15 protein-coding genes and 1 pseudogene are annotated in these 20,161 nt (G+C 54.2%); 8 read left to right on the forward strand and 8 right to left on the reverse strand.

The window, feature by feature from the left end; genetic code table 11:
- Positions 1 to 64 precede the first annotated feature (64 nt).
- The gene (acrD, locus tag SD961_RS14800) at positions 65 to 3,181 is read right to left on the reverse strand and encodes a multidrug efflux RND transporter permease AcrD (protein WP_318791107.1); all 3,117 of its coding nucleotides are present in this window, start codon (positions 3,179 to 3,181) and stop codon (positions 65 to 67) included.
- Positions 3,182 to 3,441: 260 nt separating this feature from the next.
- Positions 3,442 to 5,109 carry a nitrate/nitrite two-component system sensor histidine kinase NarQ gene (narQ, locus tag SD961_RS14805; RefSeq protein WP_318791108.1) on the reverse strand — a complete coding sequence of 556 codons (1,668 nt, stop codon included), beginning with the start codon at positions 5,107 to 5,109 and terminating at the stop codon, positions 3,442 to 3,444.
- A gap of 371 nt (positions 5,110 to 5,480) precedes the next feature.
- Between narQ and SD961_RS14810 the strand changes: the two genes are divergently transcribed.
- From SD961_RS14810 to SD961_RS14825, 4 genes are all read left to right on the forward strand, one after another.
- Positions 5,481 to 5,756, forward strand: coding sequence for a DUF1471 domain-containing protein (locus SD961_RS14810; protein WP_318791109.1), 276 nt, complete (start codon positions 5,481 to 5,483; stop codon positions 5,754 to 5,756).
- Between the two features lie 317 nt (positions 5,757 to 6,073).
- Positions 6,074 to 7,537 carry an L-asparagine permease gene (ansP, locus tag SD961_RS14815; RefSeq protein WP_318791110.1) on the forward strand — a complete coding sequence of 488 codons (1,464 nt, stop codon included), beginning with the start codon at positions 6,074 to 6,076 and terminating at the stop codon, positions 7,535 to 7,537.
- Positions 7,538 to 7,689: 152 nt separating this feature from the next.
- Positions 7,690 to 8,268 carry a GDP-mannose pyrophosphatase NudK gene (gene nudK / locus SD961_RS14820; RefSeq protein ID WP_318791111.1) on the forward strand — a complete coding sequence of 193 codons (579 nt, stop codon included), beginning with the start codon at positions 7,690 to 7,692 and terminating at the stop codon, positions 8,266 to 8,268.
- A gap of 623 nt (positions 8,269 to 8,891) precedes the next feature.
- Positions 8,892 to 9,983, forward strand: coding sequence for a DUF1176 domain-containing protein (locus tag SD961_RS14825; RefSeq protein ID WP_318791112.1), 1,092 nt, complete (start codon positions 8,892 to 8,894; stop codon positions 9,981 to 9,983).
- Between the two features lie 100 nt (positions 9,984 to 10,083).
- On the opposite strand, the gene tkt is transcribed toward SD961_RS14825, so the two are convergent.
- From tkt to amiA, 5 genes and pseudogenes are all read right to left on the reverse strand, one after another.
- The gene (tkt, locus tag SD961_RS14830) at positions 10,084 to 12,081 is read right to left on the reverse strand and encodes a transketolase (protein WP_318791113.1); all 1,998 of its coding nucleotides are present in this window, start codon (positions 12,079 to 12,081) and stop codon (positions 10,084 to 10,086) included.
- A gap of 116 nt (positions 12,082 to 12,197) precedes the next feature.
- Positions 12,198 to 13,148, reverse strand: a complete 951-nt coding sequence (tal, locus tag SD961_RS14835) for a transaldolase (RefSeq protein WP_318791114.1) — start codon at positions 13,146 to 13,148, stop codon at positions 12,198 to 12,200.
- Between the two features lie 316 nt (positions 13,149 to 13,464).
- Positions 13,465 to 13,650, reverse strand: a pseudogene (locus SD961_RS14840) (RpiB/LacA/LacB family sugar-phosphate isomerase); the annotation flags it as partial.
- Between the two features lie 162 nt (positions 13,651 to 13,812).
- Positions 13,813 to 14,721, reverse strand: coding sequence for an oxygen-dependent coproporphyrinogen oxidase (gene hemF, locus SD961_RS14845; RefSeq protein ID WP_318791115.1), 909 nt, complete (start codon positions 14,719 to 14,721; stop codon positions 13,813 to 13,815).
- A gap of 75 nt (positions 14,722 to 14,796) precedes the next feature.
- A complete protein-coding gene (amiA, locus tag SD961_RS14850) occupies positions 14,797 to 15,669 on the reverse strand; it encodes an N-acetylmuramoyl-L-alanine amidase AmiA (protein ID WP_318791147.1) in 873 nt (290 codons plus the stop codon).
- Positions 15,670 to 15,868: 199 nt separating this feature from the next.
- Here amiA and SD961_RS14855 point away from each other — a divergent pair, with 199 nt between their 5' ends.
- The 4 genes from SD961_RS14855 (at position 15,869) to SD961_RS14870 (ending at position 18,584) form a co-directional block, all read left to right on the forward strand.
- The gene (locus SD961_RS14855) at positions 15,869 to 16,294 is read left to right on the forward strand and encodes a GNAT family acetyltransferase (RefSeq protein ID WP_306213105.1); all 426 of its coding nucleotides are present in this window, start codon (positions 15,869 to 15,871) and stop codon (positions 16,292 to 16,294) included.
- A 39-nt stretch (positions 16,295 to 16,333) separates the two neighbouring features.
- The gene (locus SD961_RS14860) at positions 16,334 to 16,789 is read left to right on the forward strand and encodes a DUF2919 domain-containing protein (RefSeq protein ID WP_318791116.1); all 456 of its coding nucleotides are present in this window, start codon (positions 16,334 to 16,336) and stop codon (positions 16,787 to 16,789) included.
- Between the two features lie 141 nt (positions 16,790 to 16,930).
- On the forward strand, positions 16,931 to 17,548 hold the full coding sequence (locus tag SD961_RS14865; protein WP_318791117.1) for an RpoE-regulated lipoprotein: 618 nt from the start codon (positions 16,931 to 16,933) through the stop codon (positions 17,546 to 17,548).
- Between the two features lie 139 nt (positions 17,549 to 17,687).
- The gene (locus SD961_RS14870; RefSeq protein ID WP_318791118.1) at positions 17,688 to 18,584 is read left to right on the forward strand and encodes a Dyp-type peroxidase; all 897 of its coding nucleotides are present in this window, start codon (positions 17,688 to 17,690) and stop codon (positions 18,582 to 18,584) included.
- Between the two features lie 78 nt (positions 18,585 to 18,662).
- Here the strand turns inward: SD961_RS14870 and xylB are convergent, their stop codons facing one another.
- Entirely contained in the window at positions 18,663 to 20,123 is a 1,461-nt protein-coding gene (gene xylB / locus SD961_RS14875) for a xylulokinase (RefSeq protein WP_318791119.1), read from the reverse strand.
- Positions 20,124 to 20,161: the final 38 nt, after the last annotated feature.

Consider the following 20,161-nt stretch of genomic DNA (forward strand, 5'->3'; position numbering starts at 1 on the left):
CCAGCAGGCGTAACCGACAGAACTCAGAACAGCAGAAGGCAGCCCAAAAGGCTGCCTTCTTTCATTATTTCCCCGGCTTCTCCTGTAGCGGAAAGCGTTGTCTGACCAGCACAAAGAAGAGCGGGACAAAGAAAATAGCCAGAACGGTGGCGGAGATCATGCCCCCCATTACGCCCGTCCCCACCGCATGCTGACTGCCCGATCCTGCGCCGTTACTGATGACCATCGGCAGCACGCCAAAGATAAAGGCCAGCGAGGTCATCAGAATCGGACGAAGACGCTGCCGTGAAGCCTCCAGCGTGGCTTCCAGCAGATCCCGGCCTCTGGTATTCATCTCGTTAGCGAACTCCACAATCAGAATGGCATTCTTAGCCGCAAGCCCAATCACCGTGAGCAGACCAACCTGGAAATAGACATCATTTTCCAGGCCGCGCGCCCAGGTGGCGATCAGCGCACCCACAACGCCCAGCGGCACCACCAGCATGACCGAGAAGGGAATTGACCAGCTCTCATAGAGCGCTGCCAGACAGAGGAACACGACCAGCAGCGAAATAGCGTAAAGCGCGGGCGCTTGCGAGCCGCTCAGCCGCTCCTGATAAGAAGCGCCAGTCCATTGCAGGCCAAAGCCTGTGGGCAATTCGCTGACCAGTTTCTCCATGACGTCCATCGCCGTGCCGGTACTGACTCCCTCAGCCGATTCTCCTACAATTTCTACGGCAGAATAACCGTTGTAACGCTCCAGCCGCGGCGAGCCGGTTTCCCAACTGGTGGTGGCGAAAGCGGTAAACGGCACCATGCTGCCGCTGCTGTTGCGCACATACCATTTACTGATGTCATCCGGCAGCATGCGGTATTTTGCCGCTGCCTGAACGTAAACCTTCTTCACGCGCCCCCGATCAAGGAAATCATTGACGTAGGTTGAACCCCAGCCGGTCTGTAACGTGTTGTTGATATCGTCAATGGAAACGCCCAGCGCCTGCGCTTTATGCTGATCGACATTAATCCTTAACTGCGGAGTATCGTCCAGGCCGTTATGACGTACGCGCGTCAGAGCGCTATTTCCCTCTGCTGCTGAGATCAACAGATCCCGCGCCTTCATTAACGCATCGTGACCCAGGCCAGCATGATCCTGTAGCTCCATATCAAAGCCGGCTGAGTTCCCCATACCTGTTATGGCAGGCGGACTGCTGGCAATCACCCGACCTTCTCTGATCTTGCGGAAGGCTTTGGTCGCTCTTTCGATGATGGCGAATGAGGTGTTATCCGCGCCAGTGCGATCCTGCCAATCCTTGAGTCTCACGAACATACGGGCCACGTTCTGGCCATTACCGCCCGGACCCGCGCCGATGGTGGAGAACACCGACAGCACGTTCTCCTTCTCCTGGGTCAGATAGTATTGCTCAACCTTATTGACCACTTTGTTTGTTTCCTGCAGCGTCGAGCCGGGCGGAAGCTGGATCTGGGTAGTAAAGACGCCACGGTCTTCCAGCGGCAGGAAAGAGGTTGGCAACCGCAGGAAAAGAAACGCCATACCCGCAATCAGCAGCATATAGAGCAACAGCCAGCGTCCTGCTTTAGCCAGGATCTTACCCACGCCGCGTTCATAACGTTCAGCGTTGCGGTTAAACATACGGTTGAACCAGCCGAAAAAGCCCCGGCGGCCATGATGCTCTCCCTGAGGAATAGGTTTCAGCAGCGTGGCACACAGGGCAGGGGTCAGGATCATCGCGACCAGCACCGACAGCACCATCGCGGAAACAATAGTGATGGAAAACTGGCGATAGATAGCCCCTGTGGTGCCGCCAAAGAAGGCCATCGGGATAAACACGGCGGAGAGCACCAGCGCAATACCCACCAGAGCGCCCTGGATTTGCCCCATCGATTTGCGCGTTGCATCGCGGGGGGAAAGCCCTTCCTCGCTCATTATTCGCTCGACGTTTTCCACGACGACGATGGCATCATCCACCAGCAGCCCGATAGCCAGCACCATCGCGAACATGGTCAGCGTATTGATACTGAAACCGCAGGCGGAAAGTACTGTGAAAGTGCCGAGCAGAACCACCGGAACGGCGATAGTAGGAATGAGCGTGGCGCGGAAGTTCTGCATAAAGAGATACATCACAACGAATACCAGCACTACAGCTTCTATCAGCGTCTTAACCACGTCCTCAATTGATGCCCGGACAAATGGCGTGGTCTCATAGGCGATTTCTGCTTTCAGGCCATGCGGAAAATAGTGGGAAAGCTCTTCAATGCGCGCGCGAACCAGCTCATCGGTTTGCAGCTCATTTGCGCCTGAAGCCAGCTTAACCCCTAAGCCTGAAGCGGGCTGACCGTTGTACTGACTCAGGAAATCATACTTCTCGGCGCCCAGCGCGACCTCTGCTACGTCGCCCAGCCGCACTTCTGAACCATTCTGGTTAACCCGCAGGGTGATATTGCGGAACTGTTCCGGCGTATTGAGCAACGACTGCGAATTGATGGTCGCGTTTAGCGCCTGACGCTCCACTGAAGGTAATCCACCCAGCTGCCCAACCGCCACCTGACTGTTTTGCGACTCAATGGCGGTGACGATATCTGAGGTGGTCAGAGCGTAGTTAATCATCTTGTTGGGATCGAGCCAGATGCGCATCGCATACTGCGAGCCGTAGGCATCTACCTGTCCCACCCCGTCAATACGGCTTAACGGGTCCTGCACGTTACTGGCAACGTAGTCGGAGATATCCTGCTTATCCATACTGCCGTCTGTGGAGACAAACGCCACCATCAGGATATTGGTGTCGCCGGTTTTTGTCACCGTGACGCCCTGAGACTGCACATCCTGCGGTAGCTTACGCAGCGCGCTTTGCAGCTGGTTCTGCACCTGCTGGCGCGCCTCGTCCGGATTCGTACCGGCAACGAAAGTCAGTGTAATCGTGGCCTGGCCGGTGTTACTGCTTTGCGAAGACATATACATCAGGTTATCGATGCCGGTCATGTTCTGTTCAATAACCTGGGTGACGGTATTTTCCAGCGTTTCAGCAGAAGCGCCCGGATAGTTGGCAGTGATGCGGACGTTAGGGGGAGCAAGTTCGGGATATTGCTCAACAGGAAGCGAAAAAATAGCCAGCGTGCCGGTCAGGCAAAGCAAAATCGCTATCACCCAGGCAAAGATCGGGCGATCGATAAAAAAATTCGCCATTAAAGCGCGCTCCAGGCAAGTCATCAGGAAGGGTCATGCGCCTGCCTTGTCCCTGGCGCGCGAAAATTGTCGTCCGGGCCGCTGCAAATTTTTATAAGTTATTCAACATGCTTTGGCCTCTCTTCACTTTACCCTCCGCCTTGTGAAGAATCGTGGAGAAATTGAGGAGAAAGTGTAAATTATCGTGCTAATTCGTCCATGGCGCTGCGCCGGATAGCTGGTTGCTTTCATCTCTTTCTGTTAGCTCTTCTTCACCTGGTTTATACAGGAAACTGCAATGAGACAACCGTTCCTGTTTCGGCTCCCGCTGCAATAGTCAGCCTGCCCTGAAGCGAGCTGGCCCGCTCCTGCATAATAGAAAGGCCATAATGCCCCGGCGGTGAAGCCGTCTTATCGATACCGGTACCATTATCCTCAATTTCAATCAGGATCTCCCCGCAGGCAAGAGGGCGACAGCGGAGCGTTATCCTTGACGCCTCAGCATGACGAACAGCATTCAGTAAAGCTTCGCGGACAATCTGCAGGACGTGAACCTGCTTTTGCGCTTCCAGACGAGGCATCTCTGCCGGACTTTGCAGTTCGATGGCTGCTTCGGTTTGCCCCTGAAGCGTGGCGATAACCTGTTGCAGGGCGGTGCTCAGGTCTGCTGGCTCAATAGATAACCGGAAAGTGGTCAGTAGCTCGCGAAGCTGAACGTTGGCTTCGGTCAGTGCCCGATCGATCTCATTGACGATCCCATGAGCTGGCGTGGCAGAAGCCTCAATTACTCGCTTCAGGCGTGCCAGTTGAATGCGAAGATAGGCCAGGGATTGGGCAAGCGAGTCGTGCAGTTCACGCGCGATGGTGGCCCGCTCCTCCATCACCAACAGGTGACGAACTTTCTGCTGTGCGCGGTCCAGCTGTAATGAACGGGCAAGCATGGTTGCTACGCCCTGCATAAGCTGAGGTTCGCTGGCCGCCGCTTGCCAGCGCAGTTCGGCCACTGGCTGTTCTGTACCCGGTTCCAGCGGCAGGGCTAACCACGGCAGCGCAGCGTCAGCCTCTCCACAGCTAATCTTTCCGTGCGGCGGAGCGATAAGCTCAATGGCAGCAAAATTTTCATGTTGCGTCACCTTTTCCAGCACCTCAGGCCAGGCTTTCAGAGGTTCAAGATGGTGATTAAGCGTTTCGGAGCACTGGTAAAGCAGGGCAAGGCGACGGTTCGCCTGGCGCAGATCGCTGGTCTTCTCTTTTACCGCCTGTTCAAGGCGGGCGTACTGCTTTTCAAGTTCCACAGACATGCGGGTAAAGGCTCTGCCGAGCACGCCAAGTTCATTTGGCAAACCGGTATCCAGCGGAGCGTGATGGAAATGGCCATGCTCAATGTCGTTACTCGCCCCCACCAGCTTATTCAACGGCATCACTATCTGACGTTTTACCTGGCGCAGCGTCCAGAACACCAGAACGGCAATGGCGATAAATCCCAGCAGGCTGACGCCAGCCACCAGCTTCATTTTCAGTTCAGCCCAGTGCTGAAGCGCCAGCACGAACAGATCTATCTGTGCAACATAAGAGGAGACGTTTTGCTGATAGTGATGCGTGTTGCCTGCCAGCAGATCGGGTTGTAAGGCGTGCCAGGCCAGCAATAGTGCCTGATAGCGCGCCCTGACGCTCTCCGGGACATAGGCCCGGTCAAGCGCTCTTAAGGCGGGTGCCTCTACCGATTGCTGGTAGGCAAGGATATCTTTCGGTAGCGCTGAAGAACGGCTGGTAGCATCCAGAGCCAGACGGTAGCTTTGCATACGCAGCGATCCGGCGATATTCACCGCTTCGGCATCGCGCAGGCTGGTGGAGAGAGTTAATAACGCCAGTCCGGATGAGAGCACAGAGAGCAGCACAATAGCGAACAGGGTCCGGGCAAAAGTGCCGGTAACAGAACGGGTAAACATCCAGCGCTTCCTTATAAAGTATGGCGGAGAGTATAACCTCAACCTTCCGGCAAGAAACTGACCTGGACCATCAGAACAATAATGTTCAAAACGTGCGGTATATCGCTTGAAGCGCTGCGACATCCCCGTTACAGTAACTTACCGCATAAAAAAACCGCCTTGAAACGTGTCGATTGCTTTACTTTGACACATCCCCTTACAGCCTGCGTAAAATGTAACTTTCACTGACACTTCTTTGGAAAGCCCGGCATTCCTTCAACAATGCTTAACCACCTTTACCTGAGACTCACTCTGATTTTCATTAGCCTGGTCATAATTAATCCCGTAACGAAATCTTCTAACGAATGATAACTTTCGACGAGGAAATGACAATGAAAATAAAATTACCTGCTCTGCTTGCCGCCACCCTTTTCGCTGCGACCTCATTCTCTGCGCTGGCCGCCACGCAGATCGATGAAGCACAGAGTCAGAACATGCAGGCGATGGGAACTGTTTCCATCTCCGGCGTCAACGGTTCCTTAGATGATGCTACCCGCCAGCTTTCACAGAAAGCGCAGGAAATGGGCGCATCGCACTATCGCGTTATTCGCGCTGATACTCCCGGTGATTCAAGTCTCTGGAGCGGAAACGCTGAGATTTACCGCTAAGTTTTATCGCTTATTATCCACCCCTGTGTAGCCTTAGTGATCTCACTGAACCGACCGCCCTTTGCGGTCGGTTTTTTTATGCGCCATCCGGCAAAAATTACAAAAGCTCACGATTTGATGAGGGTAATTTTTGCGTCAGCTTTCGAGAACGGTTAGGATGCATCGCCGCAATTTTCCCGCTTCCGCTAAGAACAAAATTACAGGAAGTCGGGTTTTGCACAGACGTTTGTGCTGTTGACGCAATCGTTTGGATGGCGGAGATCGGGACGCCCGGGACAGGTATCCATAAAACTGTGGACAGGTTAATAGGAAAGAAAATGAAAGCTGATAAAACAGCGGTTGCAGACAAGCGCGCCGCAAGAAGACGTTGGTTAAATTCTCATGACTCCGGCTATCATAAGGCCATGGATAATCGTCACGTACAGATGATTGCAATTGGCGGAGCAATAGGTACGGGACTGTTTCTTGGTGCGGGTGCTCGTCTGCAGATTGCAGGTCCGGCCCTGGCTATCGTGTATTTAGTGTGTGGTATTTTCTCCTTCTTTATCCTGCGTGCGCTGGGCGAACTGGTTCTTCACCGTCCCTCCAGCGGCAGCTTTGTCTCTTACGCCCGTGAATTCCTCGGTGAGAAAGCCTCCTATGTGGCGGGCTGGATGTACTTCGTTAACTGGGCGATGACCGGCATCGTGGATATCACTGCCGTCGCGCTCTATATGCACTACTGGGGTGCCTTTGGTGACGTTCCTCAGTGGGTCTTTGCGATGGGTGCGCTGGCCATTGTCGGCACCATGAACATGATCGGCGTAAAGTGGTTTGCCGAAATGGAGTTCTGGTTCGCGTTGGTCAAAGTGCTGGCGATCGCCATTTTCCTGATTGTGGGGGTGGTATTCCTTGGCTCCGGCAAACCACTGGATGGCAATGCAACCGGCTTCCACCTGATCAGCGATAACGGCGGCTTCTTCCCGCACGGCCTGTTACCGGCTCTGGTACTGGTACAGGGTGTTGTCTTCGCCTTTGCTTCTATCGAACTGGTAGGGACGGCGGCAGGGGAGTGTAAAGACCCGAAAACCATGCTGCCAAAAGCGATCAACAGCGTGATCTGGCGTATTGGTCTGTTCTATGTCGGCTCCGTAGTGCTGCTGGTGCTGCTGTTGCCCTGGAACGCTTACCAGGCAGGGCAGAGTCCGTTTGTGACCTTCTTCTCTAAACTGGGCGTGCCCTATGTGGGCAGCATCATGAATATCGTGGTATTGAGTGCAGCGCTCTCCAGCCTGAACTCTGGCCTCTATTCTACAGGCCGTATTCTGCGCTCGATGTCGATGGGCGGCTCGGCACCGAAGTTCATGTCTAAAATGAGCCGTCAGCAGGTGCCTTATATGGGCATTCTGGTCACCGTGGGCGTCTATATCGTCGGCGTTTACCTTAACTACATTGTGCCTTCGCGCGTGTTTGAGATCGTGCTGAACGTGGCGTCGCTGGGGATTATCTCCTCCTGGGGCTTTATCGTGGTCTGCCAGATGCGTCTGCGTAAGGCGATTAAAGAAGGCAAAGCGGAAGAGGTAGGTTTTAAAATGCCCTGGGCGCCGTTTACCTCATGGCTGACGCTGCTGTTTTTGGCCAGCGTGCTGGTGCTGATGGCCTTTGACTACCCTAACGGCACTTACACCATTGCGGCAGTGCCTTTTATCGCCGTGATTCTGGTTCTGGGCTGGTTTGGCGTGCGTAAGCGCGTGAAGAGTGTCGCGCAGACCGAGCCAGCTGCGGTAAAAGAAGAGGCCTGAACGAGGGCGGAATAACAAGACGGCCCTGCGGGGCCGTTTTTTTTTGCTGCGAGCCTCGAAAGAGCGGGGCATTACCCCGCCAGATTTAGGATAGTTTTCTCACCTGTAGCATCTTATGATGGCAGGCTCCTGAAAAACGCACCGGAGCCTGTATGTCAGCAAAAATTGAAGTGATTAAGAACAAAGTCCTGTCAGAAAACTGGTTCGTTCTGCGTAACTTTACCTACGATTTAACCGCCAAAGATGGCGCCACAATCCGCCACAAACGCGAGGTCTATGACCGCGGCAACGGCGCAACCATCCTGCTCTATAACCGTGAAAAAAATAGCGTGATCCTGACCCGCCAGTTCCGTATTGCCACTTGGGTAAACGGTAACGAAAGTGGGATGCTGATTGAAACCTGTGCCGGACTGTTGGATGACGACTCGCCGGAAGATTGCATCCGTAAGGAAGCCGTTGAGGAGACAGGTTACGCGGTGGGGCAGGTGGAAAAAGTGTACGAGATGTACATGTCTCCTGGCGGCGTCACCGAGCTGATCCACTTCTTTGCGGCAGAATACAACGACTCCCTGCGTGCCAATGCGGGTGGCGGAGTAGAAGATGAAGATATTGATGTCATGGAGATCTCCTTCCCCCAGGCGTGGGCAATGATTAAAGAGGGTCGCATTAAAGATGGCAAGACGGTAATGCTGCTTCAGCATGCGCTGATTGAAGGCTGGCTGAAGCTTTAATCTCTGCGGATAACGCTACCAGCCTCCTGGGCCGGGAGGAGTATTTCTCCCGGACTTCGCCACCACTACTGGTGAAAAGAGTCATTTAGCCCTTCTGCGACCCTTCACCACCTTTTCAAAACAAAAAGACAGTCTTAATAAGACTCTTTTTTAAGTCAAATAAGCTGAATTTTCTCTCTCTATTTAATTTACTTTCTAAGGTTACCCTGGTTCCTGGTTTAAAACTTTCTCCGGAAAGAAACCGCTGGTCGGGGCAGAATATTTTTAATAAAAGCGGGTAATGAAGCTACCCATACGCTTTTGTACGCCTGAAACTAAAGGAAATAAGCGATCTCTGTCGCCTCTCCCATTTTCTGCTGCCTTACTTTTCATTATTAAATTTGAAGTACGTCACATTATTTCAGATTGGCTACAAAGAGTCCCGATTTGGCAGACCCTTTTTAAAATCAATGAATTAAAATAGTAGCTCTGACAAGGAACCGTGCGATATTGCGGATGAATCATCACTACAGGCTTGTCCGACTAATCCGATTGAGCTGACCAGGGGCAGGCGGCATGATGGTAATAACTTTTTATTCGCGCTTTGCGGCAGCCTTCTCGTCACCCTGGGATACCCATTATCAATGTTTTACTGGATGAAATTCCCTTTTGCCTTGCTGCTGCTGTTCGCTGCTTCGCTCCAGGCTGAACCGCTGCAGAAAGTTTTTTATAACTGGCAGATAACCTGTAATAACCTTAATAGTTGTGTGGTGCGTAATTTCCCCGGCGATAATGGTCTGGTAATGACGCTTACCCGTAATGCGGGCATTAACGATCGGCCTTTACTGCGTATTGATTATGGTAATCGCTATACCGGAGAGCTTAAGGGCGCACCACTGAAAGACAATTTATTACTGGATGGTCAGCGGCTGAAACCAGATTTGAAACACTGGGAAGTAGAGCCTCATCATCTTGCCACAGCACATATTATCTCCATCGATGAATTTCTGGGGCAGATCATGAATGCGGGTAATATTCAGCTGCTCTACCGACCTGAGGCCACTATCTCGCTGCATGGTTTGAAAGCGGCGCTGTTGCTGATGGATGAGATTCAGGGCCGGGTGAATGGCATGAGCGCCTGGGTGAAGCGGGGCGATCGCGTGGCGATGGACGTCCCGCCGCAGCCCGCTACTCCGCAGATTGTGCCGCCGCGTCGGCCGCCTTTACCCCTGACGCGGGACGAAACTACTGGCCTGATCGATTTCGGTACCTGGCGGATAAATACCGATGAATGTTCACTGGATCCCCAGCGACGTGAGGTCAGCGTGGCACCGCTGTCAGATGAGAAAGCGCTGCTGCTGGTAACCTGTGAAATGGGAGCCTATAACGTCATCGATCTGGCTTTTGAAGTCAGCCGCACCGAGCCTTTTGTGGCGAAAGGCGTTTCCCTTAGCCTGCCGTTTGTCCCTCCTGGCCGCAGCGACAAGCAGCTGGAGCTGATCAATGCAGAGTATGATGCTAACACCGGTGAGTTGTTGACCTTTGGTAAAGGGCGCGGATTAGGGGATTGCGGTACAGCATCACGCTGGCAATATAATGGCCGGGAATTTGTACTGGCTGAATTTGCCCAGGAAGAAACCTGCGATGCCTGGCATGGCAGCGACGACTGGCCGACGCTGTGGGCCAGTCAGAAAGTAGCGCCGCCCGCTGCCGATGTCGAGATGACGACACCATAAAGTCCGGTACAGCTCCCGGTCGTCAGCCATAAAAAAGCCCGGCAAAGAGTGCCGGGCTTTTTTGATTAAAGCAGAAAGCAGAAGCCTCTGCTTAGCGGCCTCAGTGAGGCTTCAGCAGGGATTCAGCATGGCTGACAATGTTTTCAACCGTGAAACCAAACTCGTTAAACAGCTTATCGGCTGGTGCAGACTCACCAAAGGTAGTCATACCAACAATCGCGCCATTCAGACCAACGTATTTGAACCAGTAATCTGCAATGCCCGCTTCAACAGCGACGCGCGCTGTGACGCCAGACGGCAGCACGGATTCACGGTACGCCACGTCCTGCTTGTCAAACATATCAGTAGAAGGCATGGAAACTACCCGCACCTTGTGGCCGCTGCGGGTCAGCTTCTCAGCCGCGCCCAGCGTGATCTCCACCTCGGAACCGGTGGCAATCAGGATCACCTCAGGCGTTCCTTCGCAATCTGACAGCACATAAGCGCCGCGGGAGATATTCTCCAGCTGCTCTTTGGTACGCTCAGGCTGCAACAGGTTCTGACGGGAGAGGATCAGAGCGGTCGGGCCATGATGGCGCTCAATCGCATGCTTCCACGCCACGGCAGTTTCTACCTGATCACACGGACGCCAGACGCTCATATTCGGCGTGACGCGCAGGCTGGCAAGCTGTTCAACCGGCTGGTGCGTCGGGCCATCTTCACCCAGACCGATGGAGTCGTGGGTATAGACCATGATCTGACGGGCTTTCATCAGCGCCGCCATACGCACAGCGTTACGCGCATATTCCACAAACATCAGGAAAGTCGCGGTATAGGGCACGAAGCCGCCGTGGTGTGCGATGCCGTTAGCGATGGCAGTCATACCAAATTCACGTACGCCATAGTGAATATAGTTACCCGCAAGATCCTCTTTGATCGACTTAGAGCCAGACCAGATGGTGAGGTTACTTGGTGCCAGGTCAGCCGATCCGCCTAAGAATTCAGGCAGCAGCTTACCCCAGGCTTCCAGGGTATTTTGTGAGGCTTTACGGCTGGCGATCTTCTGCGGGTTGGCCTGCAGATGCGCAATAAACTTCTGCGTTTCCTGCTCCCAGTTCTCCGGCATACCACCTTCCATACGGCGGCTATACTCTTTAGCCAGTTCCGGGTGGGCGGCTTGATAAGCGGCAAACTTCTCGTTCCACTCTTTCTCATACTTGCTGCCCGCTTCTTTGGCATCCCACTGAGCATAGATATCCTCAGGGATTTCAAAGGCAGGGTAGTTCCAGCCCAGCTGCTTACGGGTCAGCTCAACTTCATCTGCACCCAGCGCTGCGCCGTGAGATTCTTCTTTACCCGCTTTGTTCGGTGAACCAAAACCGATAATAGTTTTACAGATGATAAGCGAAGGCTTGTCGGTAACGCTCTGTGCTTCTTTAATAGCGCCAGCAACAGCCTCTGAATCGTGACCATCAATATTGATCACATGCCAGTTATAGGCTTCAAAGCGCTTGGCGGTGTCATCGCTGAACCAACCTTCCACTTCACCATCAATTGAGATGCCGTTGTGGTCATAGAAACCGATCAGTTTGCCCAGACCCAGCGTACCCGCCAGCGAGCAGACTTCATGAGAAATCCCTTCCATCAGGCAGCCGTCACCCATAAATACATAGGTGTGGTGGTCGACAATATCGTGGCCCGGACGGTTAAACTGCGCACCCAGCGTGCGTTCTGCAATCGCCAGACCCACCGCATTCGCCAGACCCTGACCCAGCGGGCCGGTGGTAGTTTCCACGCCTGGCGTATAGCCGATTTCCGGGTGACCCGGCGTTTTGGAGTGCAGCTGACGGAAGTTTTTCAGCTCTTCAATCGGTAAGTCGTAACCGGTGAGGTGCAGCAGGCTGTACAGCAGCATGGAACCATGGCCGTTAGACAGAATGAAACGGTCACGATCGGCCCAGGCTGGGTTTGTCGGATTGTGGTGCATAAAATCACGCCACAACACTTCAGCGATATCTGCCATGCCCATTGGGGCGCCCGGATGACCGGAATTGGCTTTCTGAACGGCATCCATACTGAGGGCACGGATGGCATTAGCCAGCTCTCTACGTGAAGACATGTTTTTCTCCCTGATTGTTTTATGGGACAAAATGGGCGGATAAAACGCTAAAGGGCGAAGGCCCTGCATTGCCGAGAAGATCGGTTAGCGGGACGTTCCACCCATTTTGATTTTGGTTACAGCTTAGCGGCAAGCACGTCTTCCAGATGCTGCTGGTCAACGGCAAACTGACGGATGCCTTCAGACAGTTTCTCAACCGCCATCGGATCCTGATTGTGCTCCCAGCGGAACTCCGCTTCAGAGAGCGAGGCAGGCTGATGGAAGGCTTCAGTAGGAGGCGTAAGTTTGCGCTCAACCGGCGCGTCGCTTGCCTGCAGCTGTTTCAGCAGATCGGCAGAAATGGTCAGGCGGTCACAGCCAGCCAGCGCCAGGATCTGCTCGGTTTTACGGAAGCTGGCACCCATGATCACCGTGTTGTAACGATGCTGTTTGTAGTATTCGTAGATATTGCGAACGGAAACGACGCCCGGATCTTCATCTACTACGTACGGGTCCATTGGCTTACGGGTGTTGTACCAGTCATAGATACGGCCCACAAATGGGGAGATCAGGAAGACACCGGCTTCAGCACAGGCACGTGCCTGGGCAAAAGAGAACAGCAGCGTCAGGTTACAGTTGATGCCGTTTTTCTCCAGCTCTTCTGCTGCGCGAATACCTTCCCAGGTTGAAGCGAGTTTGATCAGAATACGTGAACGGTCAATACCGTTATCTTCGTACATTCTTACCAGCTTCTCTGCTTTGGTCACACACATGCCGCGATCAAACGAGAGACGTGCGTCTACTTCAGTAGAAACACGGCCGGGAACGCTTTTCAGAATTTCCATCCCCAGATTAACCGCAACTTTGTCACTGGCGTTGATAATCTGAGTTTCTTTGCTGCCGCCCTGCTTTTTAGCGTAGTCGATAGCATCGGTAATCAGGTGCTTGTAGGAATCGAGGGCGGAGGCTTTAAGGATCAGAGAGGGATTGGTTGTAGCATCTTCCGGATGGAAATCACGAATGGATTCAATATCGCCACTGTCCGCCACCACGGTGGTGAATTGTTTCAGTGCTTCTAGCTGGTTCATCTCTTGGCTCCTTGATGTGCAATCTGCATTACGATTTACCATGACGGGCAATGGGGCTTCAGGCCAACGAGGCAGCCTTGAATCTTCTCTGAGGGGGAATTTTCAGGGGCTAACATCGGATCTACCCGACACGGAAGTCTGTTCTCAGGCCAAACATTGCATCAGACGTTCTGTAATAGAAATGCGTTTTCTCTGATTGTTGCAATGGGTTGACCCAATGAGTTCATTGCGTACATTAAAAAAGTGCCGCACTCTTAAGTGTAGCACTTCTGTGAAATTTCGTGATGGCGCGCACGCTGAAGCGCTCCGGCATCTTCTATTTAGCGCAAACGCTCTGCTCGTAATGGCTGATTTTATCCACTTTCGCCAGTGAACCGCCGCCTTCAAATTCTGATTCCAGCCAGCTGTTAACGATCGAACGAGCCAGTTCAGGCCCCACAACGCGTGCGCCTAAGGTCATGATCTGCGCGTTGTTACTTTTACGAGCGCGTTCAGCACGGGCGCTATCGATATCATCGCCAGCTCGGCGCAAAATATCCGCACGCTGTTGAATATGACTAAATAAGTTGTGTACTTATGGCATCAGAGGCGAAGTCGAAAACGGTTGATGAGCGCCAGCGTAACGCGGCAAGCCCACTGGCCTGCCGCACTTTTCAGTGAATCCTCAAATCCACGCCTTCACGGGCAGAAAATCGCTGTACAGCGCCGCTTCCGGCGTGCCCGGTTCGGGAGCGTAATTATACTCCCAGCGCACCAGCGGCGGCATCGACATCAAAATAGATTCGGTACGTCCACCGGTTTGCAGACCAAACAGCGTCCCACGATCCCACACCAGGTTGAACTCCACGTAGCGCCCACGGCGATAGAGTTGGAAGTCACGCTCGCGCTGGCCCCAGGTGAGCGCTTTGCGCCGCTCAATAATCGGCAGATAGGCTTTCAGAAAACCTTCTCCTACCGCCTGGGTAAAGCGGAAGCAATAGTCAAAGTCTGGCGTGTTCAGATCGTCAAAGAAGAGGCCGCCAATGCCGCGCTGCTCGTTGCGGTGTTTGATAAAGAAGTAATCATCACACCACTTTTTATAGCGCGGATAAACGTCCTCGCCAAAGGGCTGACAGAGATCGGAAGCCGTCTGGTGCCAGTGCACCGCATCCTCCGTGAAGCCGTAATAGGGCGTCATGTCGAACCCGCCGCCGAACCACCAGACCGGATCGGCCCCCGGTTTTTCAGCAATAAAGAAACGCACGTTGGCGTGACTGGTGGGCAGATAGGGGCTTTCCGGATGGATCACCAGCGACACGCCCATCGCTTCAAAACTGCGGCCCGCCAGCTCCGGGCGGTGCGCAGTCGCGGAGGCGGGCATCCGATCGCCATGAACGTGGGAAAAATTAACGCCAGCCTGTTCGAAAATTGCGCCGCCTCTCAGCACGCGGCTGCGACCGCCGCCGCCGCCTTCGCGATGCCAGCTCTCTTCTTCAAAGTTCGCTTTGCCGTCAGCCTGGGCTAACTGCTGGCAAATAGTCTCCTGTAGGGTGAGCAAAAACTGCTTCACCAGGGCGAGGTTGGGTGCGTTCATGGCTTACCTATGTCGTCAAATCACGCGCGCAGTATACGACAAAAAGCCTCCGCCAGGGCAGAGGGATGCGGCAGCTTAGCTGGGGCGTCTGTTATTAGCATCATACTCATCAAAATAGCTGACGATGCCGCCGACAATTGCCGTGGCAATCTTCTGGCGAAAGGCGGTGGTGCCTAACAGGCGCTCTTCGGAAGGATTGGTAATAAACGAGGTCTCAACCAGCACGGAAGGAATAGAGGGAGATTTCAGCACGGCAAAGGCGGCCTGCTCCGTGTGCTGGCTGTGCAGATGATGCACCGGACGGATCTGGTTCAGCACATGCCTGCCCAGTGTCAGGCTGTTTTTGATGGTATCGGTCTGCACCAGATCGAATAAAACCTGCTGAAGATAGTGATCCTTTTGCGCAGCCTTCACGCCGCCAACGTCATCCGCCGCATTTTCACGTCTGGAGAGATAACGCGCCATACTGCTGCTGGCACCGCGATTGGAGAGGGCGAACACCGAGGCACCATTAGCATCCGGGCTGGTGAAGCCATCCGCATGAATTGACATAAACAGGTTAGCGCCATGCTGATGGGCAATTTCCACGCGTTCACCCAGCGGGATAAAGTGGTCCGATTCACGGGTCAGCCGGGCTTCAATATGCGGATGCCCGCTCAGCATCTCGCGGATATGGTTGGCGATCTCCAGTACCACATGCTTCTCTTCTGAACCTTCTTCGCCAACCGCACCCGAATCGATCCCGCCGTGACCCGGATCAATCATCACTATCTTCCTGCCGCTCGCTGAAGGGCGCGGGGGGGTATGGGTGGTGCTGCGGGTTGCCTTAAGCGCGGCCACTTCTTCTTTTGCCAGCACCGATTTATTGGCCAGTAAAGCCAGCGCCATGCCGGAAATCAGCAACTGGCGGCGGGTCGTTAACGGGGTCATCTGGCCAAACTTTTTCATCATTCCATCCTCTGAGCATAACGTGCTTAGTGTTATATCGTAACAATAGTGCCAGCGCGAGAAGGGAACTATTTCAACCTTTTACTTTCTATTTCAGCAAACTCACGCCGCTTTTTTACGGTTTGCACAGCTTGAGACTTGCGCCCGTGAAAGAAAGCGTGATAATCAGCAAATTATGGTTAACATCTGGGGCAACGGTATGGAAATCCGCGTATTCAGCCAGGACGATTTTGAAGAAGTGATCACGCTCTGGGAGCGTTGCGATTTGTTACGTCCGTGGAACGATCCGGAAATGGATATCGAGCGTAAGCTAAATCATGACCCGGACCTGTTTCTGGTCGCCGTGGTCAGCGGCGTCATTGTCGGCACCTTGATGGGCGGCTATGACGGACATCGTGGCTCGGCCTACTATCTGGGCGTTCACCCCGATTATCAGGGGCGTGGGTTTGCTAATGCGTTAATTAATCGCCTCGAGAAAAAGCTTATTGCTCGCGGCTGTCCAAAAATTAACGTGATGGTGCGGGAAGAAAATGATGCGGTCCTGGGGTTTTATGAAAAGCTTGATTACGACACGCAGGACAGTCTGCTGCTCGGCAAGCGTTTAATTGAAGACCGCGAATATTAATCAGCTGGGTGGCGCAGTTCCACCCCCGCCAGTGATGTGATGAACCTGATATTTTCTCCCGACGATTATGATGCAAAAGGCCAGCTAAGGTTGCCGCTGGCCTTTTGGGCTATTTTGCTTTTACAGGCGCGCACCTGGGTTCTGTTTGTGATGGCTGGCGCCTCCCGGCAGCAGGGCACCTCGCTTCTGGCGCTATTTTATCCCGATAAGCAGGCCTTCTGGCTGGGACTGGCGCTGGGCGTGCCGGCCGCGCTGGGGCTGTTGTTGACCGGCTATCGACAGCGTTTTCCCCGGCTCTGGCAGAGGTGGCGTTGGGTACTGATGCTGACGCTGGTAGCGATGCTCACGCTGCTAGCTTTTACTCTGTATCAGGGCGAGGAGAGCGTTTCTCCGTTAGTCATTCTGTTTACCGGATTCGATCTGCTGGCGCTGGCCTGGCTCAGCTTCAACCGCCACCTTCGCGCCTGTTTTGATCCCGCCCACAACGCCGGATAAAACGTCCGGCAAAGCGCATTGGATAAACGCTCGCCTCCAGCAGACGGGTTTTTATCCGGCAAAAAACATCGGATAAAACTTTTTCCCGGATTAACACTCCAATCAGTTCAGAAGTGTTTGCTTATCAAGACAGGAGTTGCAATGAAATTTGTTCGCCCGGCACTGATTGCCGTCGCTTTGCTGCTGGCTGGCTGTGCCAGTTCCGCTCCCCAGACCGAGTCCGGTAGCGGAGCCACCTGGTGGAACCCGCTGACCTACTCCTGGTCCAGCCTGGCCCCATGGAACTGGTTTGGTTCTTCTCTGGCGGTGAATGAGCAGGGAGTAGGTGAACTCACCGCCAGCACCGCAATGAACGAAACCGCCATCGGCGAGGCATTAGGCGGCAACTATCAGATCCGCAAAGGGATGCGTAGCGAAAACGGCGGTGTAGTAACCTTTTTCCAGGCGGTGAGTGAAAAGCAGGTAAAAGTTGAAGTGACCGGTCAGTCCACGGTGGAACGCATTGACGTGACGGATCGCGCTATCATCTCCGCCGACGGCAACAAGATCGGTACGCCGTTCCGGGACATTTTCAGGAAAGCCTTTGGTGCTTGTGACAAAGGCACCGGCGCAGACAGCGAGGGCGTCGAGTGTGCAGCACCGGGCAGTCAGCACATCAGCTATCTCTTCACCGGGGAATGGCACGGTCCTGAAGGATTGATGCCTCCGGACGAAACGCTACAGAACTGGACTATCAGCAAGATTATCTGGCGAAAATAACCTCTCCGGGCTGCCTTCAGGCGGCCCGTTTTCACTCTCTGCCGCTTCCTTGTTATCAGACAAGATGCCTCTGAAAACATCGGGTATGATAAGCCGGAAAATTCCACTTCGGATATCAGCCTTTTCAGGAGAACGCCCGATGTCTCAGCCTCAGAGCGGCATTTTGTCAGAACACCGCCGTTTTGCTATTTACCTTGAAGCTATGGTGCAGGGCGACTTAACTGCCCTTAGCCAGGGCATTCCGCTCTTTCTTCAGCAGCTTGAGCAGTTGCAGCAGGCCTGGCCTGACGCAGGGCTGGGTGCGGTTATCGCATTCGGACCGGCAGTATGGCACGACCTCAATCCGGGCCATAGCACCCCAGAGCTGAAGGATTTCCAGCCGCTCGGCAAAGAGATGGCGCCCGCCACGCAGCGTGATCTGCTGATCCATATTCACTCCTTTCGCCACGATGTGAATTTTACCCTTGCTCAGGCAGCCGTTGCCGCTTTTGGCCAGGCGATCCAGATAGTGGAAGAGACGCACGGCTTCCGCTGGGTGGAAGATCGGGATTTAAGCGGATTTGTTGACGGCACGGAAAACCCCCAGGGCGAGCAGCGGCCGTTGGTGGCACTGATAGGCGAGGGCGAAAACGCTGGCGGTAGTTACGTCTTCAGCCAGCGCTGGGAACATAATCTGAAGATGTTTAACCGCCTGGCGGTAAACAAGCAGGAGCAGATTATTGGCCGGACTAAAGTGAGCAATGAAGAGCTGGAAGGGGAAGACCGTCCCGTCACCTCGCACGTCAGCCGCGTAGACCTGAAAGAAGAGGGCAAAGGCCTGAAAATTCTTCGTCAAAGTCTGCCGTATGGCACCGCAAGCGGCACCAACGGGCTTTTCTTCCTCGCCTACTGCGCCACGCTCTATAATATTGAGCAACAGCTGCTGAGTATGTTTGGCGAAAAGGATAATAAGTTTGATGCCATGCTGCGCTTCACCAAGCCGGTCAGCGGCAGCTATTTTTATGCGCCTTCTCTGCAACAGCTTGCTGCGCTGTAAGCATTAACCGCAGCCGCAAAGTGACAGGGGCCTCGTGCGGGCGGCCCCTGGCCTGACAGGTTCGCGTCTGGCCTCACCTCACTCTTGAGTCATAAAGGGCAACAGGGCCCGATAAAGCTGACGGAATGTTTCTCTGCTAGCCAGATAGTCCTGATGCAGCGTTGGGTTGGGAATATGTCGCTGTTCAAGGGGCAGTTCGGGCAGCATCTCATTAAGCGGCCTCTCTGGATTAAGAGCAATCTGTGCCAGCCTTGCCGCCCCCAGCGCCGGTCCAACCTCGCCACCAGTACGGTATTCCAGCGGTTGTCCGCAGATATCTGCCAGCATCTGTCGCCACCAGGCGCTTCGGGCGCCGCCGCCGAGCAGAATGATACTCTGCGGCTCTGCTCCGCTGGCATGGATGGCATCCATACCCTCAGCCAGCGCAAAACCCACCCCTTCCAGCACCGCCCGGGCAAGATGGCCGCTGCTGTGCTGATGCGTCAACCCCCAGAAAGCGCCTTTCGCGTGCGGATTATTATGCGGGGTGCGTTCGCCGGAGAGATAGGGCAGGAACCAGATTTTGCTCTCTGCCGGAGGGGTCTGTTCCGCAAGCTTCAGCAGCGCAGCAACATCCGTGAGATTAGTAAGTTTACATGCCCACTCCAGACAGGACGCAGCGCTCAGCATCACCGACATCAGATGCCAGCTGTCGGGTAAAGCGTGACAAAAACTGTGCACCGCGCTGTCGGGATTACTTCTGAAGCCGTCGCTGACCACGAAGTAGACGCCAGAAGTGCCAAGAGAAAGCATCGCCTGTCCCGGCTGATAAAGTCCTGCACCAATGGCGCCTGCGGCGTTATCGCCACCCCCAGCCACCACCGGTACTACAGGCAGACCCCAGCGCTGCGCCAGACTGGCTTTCAGCTCGCCTGTTATTTCGTTCCCTTCAAAAAGCTCAGGCATTTGCTGACGCGTAAGCGCGCAGGCAGCCAACATCTCTTCACTCCAGTCGCGTTGGGCTACGTTCAGCCACATCGTGCCCGCAGCATCTGACATCTCGCTGGCAAAGTTACCGGTCATGCGCCAGCGAAGATAATCCTTTGGCAGTAAGACCCTCTCTGTCTGACTGAAAATTTCAGGTTCATGCTCTTTAACCCACAGCAATTTTGGCGCAGTAAAGCCGGGCATCATGATATTGCCGGTAATGGCCCGGCAGTCTGGAACCGCCTTCTCCAGCGCCTGACATTGCGCCGCGCTGCGCCCATCATTCCACAGAATGGCTGGACGCAGCACCTGATGCTGCGCATCCAGCAGCACCGCGCCGTGCATTTGTCCGCTCAGACCGATCGCCCTGACCTGGCGCAAATCCTCTTTTGCGGCCAGCGCCAGCATGGCATCATCGGTAGCCTGCCACCAGGCTTGCGGTGACTGTTCTGACCAAACCGGCTGAGGACGTGAAATCGTCAGCGGTTCGCTATGGGTAGCAAGCAACTCTCCGCTTTCGCTGAGTAAGATGGCCTTGACGCCAGAGGTGCCGAGATCGATGCCGATATACATGTGAGTTTATCCTTTCTCGCAGGGTAAAAACTGGACGG

The organism is Erwinia sp. MMLR14_017 (genome assembly GCF_033657285.1).
Classification (GTDB): domain Bacteria; phylum Pseudomonadota; class Gammaproteobacteria; order Enterobacterales; family Enterobacteriaceae; genus Erwinia.

Bases quoted from the DNA above. Each gene is read 5' to 3' on its own strand.
- acrD (WP_318791107.1), bottom strand. From the start codon at position 3,181: ATGGCGAATTTTTTTATCGATCGCCCGATCTTTGCCTGGGTGATAGCG.
- narQ (WP_318791108.1), bottom strand. From the start codon at position 5,109: ATGTTTACCCGTTCTGTTACCGGCACTTTTGCCCGGACCCTGTTCGCT.
- SD961_RS14810 (WP_318791109.1), top strand. From the start codon at position 5,481: ATGAAAATAAAATTACCTGCTCTGCTTGCCGCCACCCTTTTCGCTGCG.
- ansP (WP_318791110.1), top strand. From the start codon at position 6,074: ATGAAAGCTGATAAAACAGCGGTTGCAGACAAGCGCGCCGCAAGAAGA.
- nudK (WP_318791111.1), top strand. From the start codon at position 7,690: ATGTCAGCAAAAATTGAAGTGATTAAGAACAAAGTCCTGTCAGAAAAC.
- SD961_RS14825 (WP_318791112.1), top strand. From the start codon at position 8,892: ATGTTTTACTGGATGAAATTCCCTTTTGCCTTGCTGCTGCTGTTCGCT.
- tkt (WP_318791113.1), bottom strand. From the start codon at position 12,081: ATGTCTTCACGTAGAGAGCTGGCTAATGCCATCCGTGCCCTCAGTATG.
- tal (WP_318791114.1), bottom strand. From the start codon at position 13,148: ATGAACCAGCTAGAAGCACTGAAACAATTCACCACCGTGGTGGCGGAC.
- hemF (WP_318791115.1), bottom strand. From the start codon at position 14,721: ATGAACGCACCCAACCTCGCCCTGGTGAAGCAGTTTTTGCTCACCCTA.
- amiA (WP_318791147.1), bottom strand. From the start codon at position 15,669: ATGAAAAAGTTTGGCCAGATGACCCCGTTAACGACCCGCCGCCAGTTG.
- SD961_RS14855 (WP_306213105.1), top strand. From the start codon at position 15,869: ATGGAAATCCGCGTATTCAGCCAGGACGATTTTGAAGAAGTGATCACG.
- SD961_RS14860 (WP_318791116.1), top strand. From the start codon at position 16,334: ATGAACCTGATATTTTCTCCCGACGATTATGATGCAAAAGGCCAGCTA.
- SD961_RS14865 (WP_318791117.1), top strand. From the start codon at position 16,931: ATGAAATTTGTTCGCCCGGCACTGATTGCCGTCGCTTTGCTGCTGGCT.
- SD961_RS14870 (WP_318791118.1), top strand. From the start codon at position 17,688: ATGTCTCAGCCTCAGAGCGGCATTTTGTCAGAACACCGCCGTTTTGCT.
- xylB (WP_318791119.1), bottom strand. From the start codon at position 20,123: ATGTATATCGGCATCGATCTCGGCACCTCTGGCGTCAAGGCCATCTTA.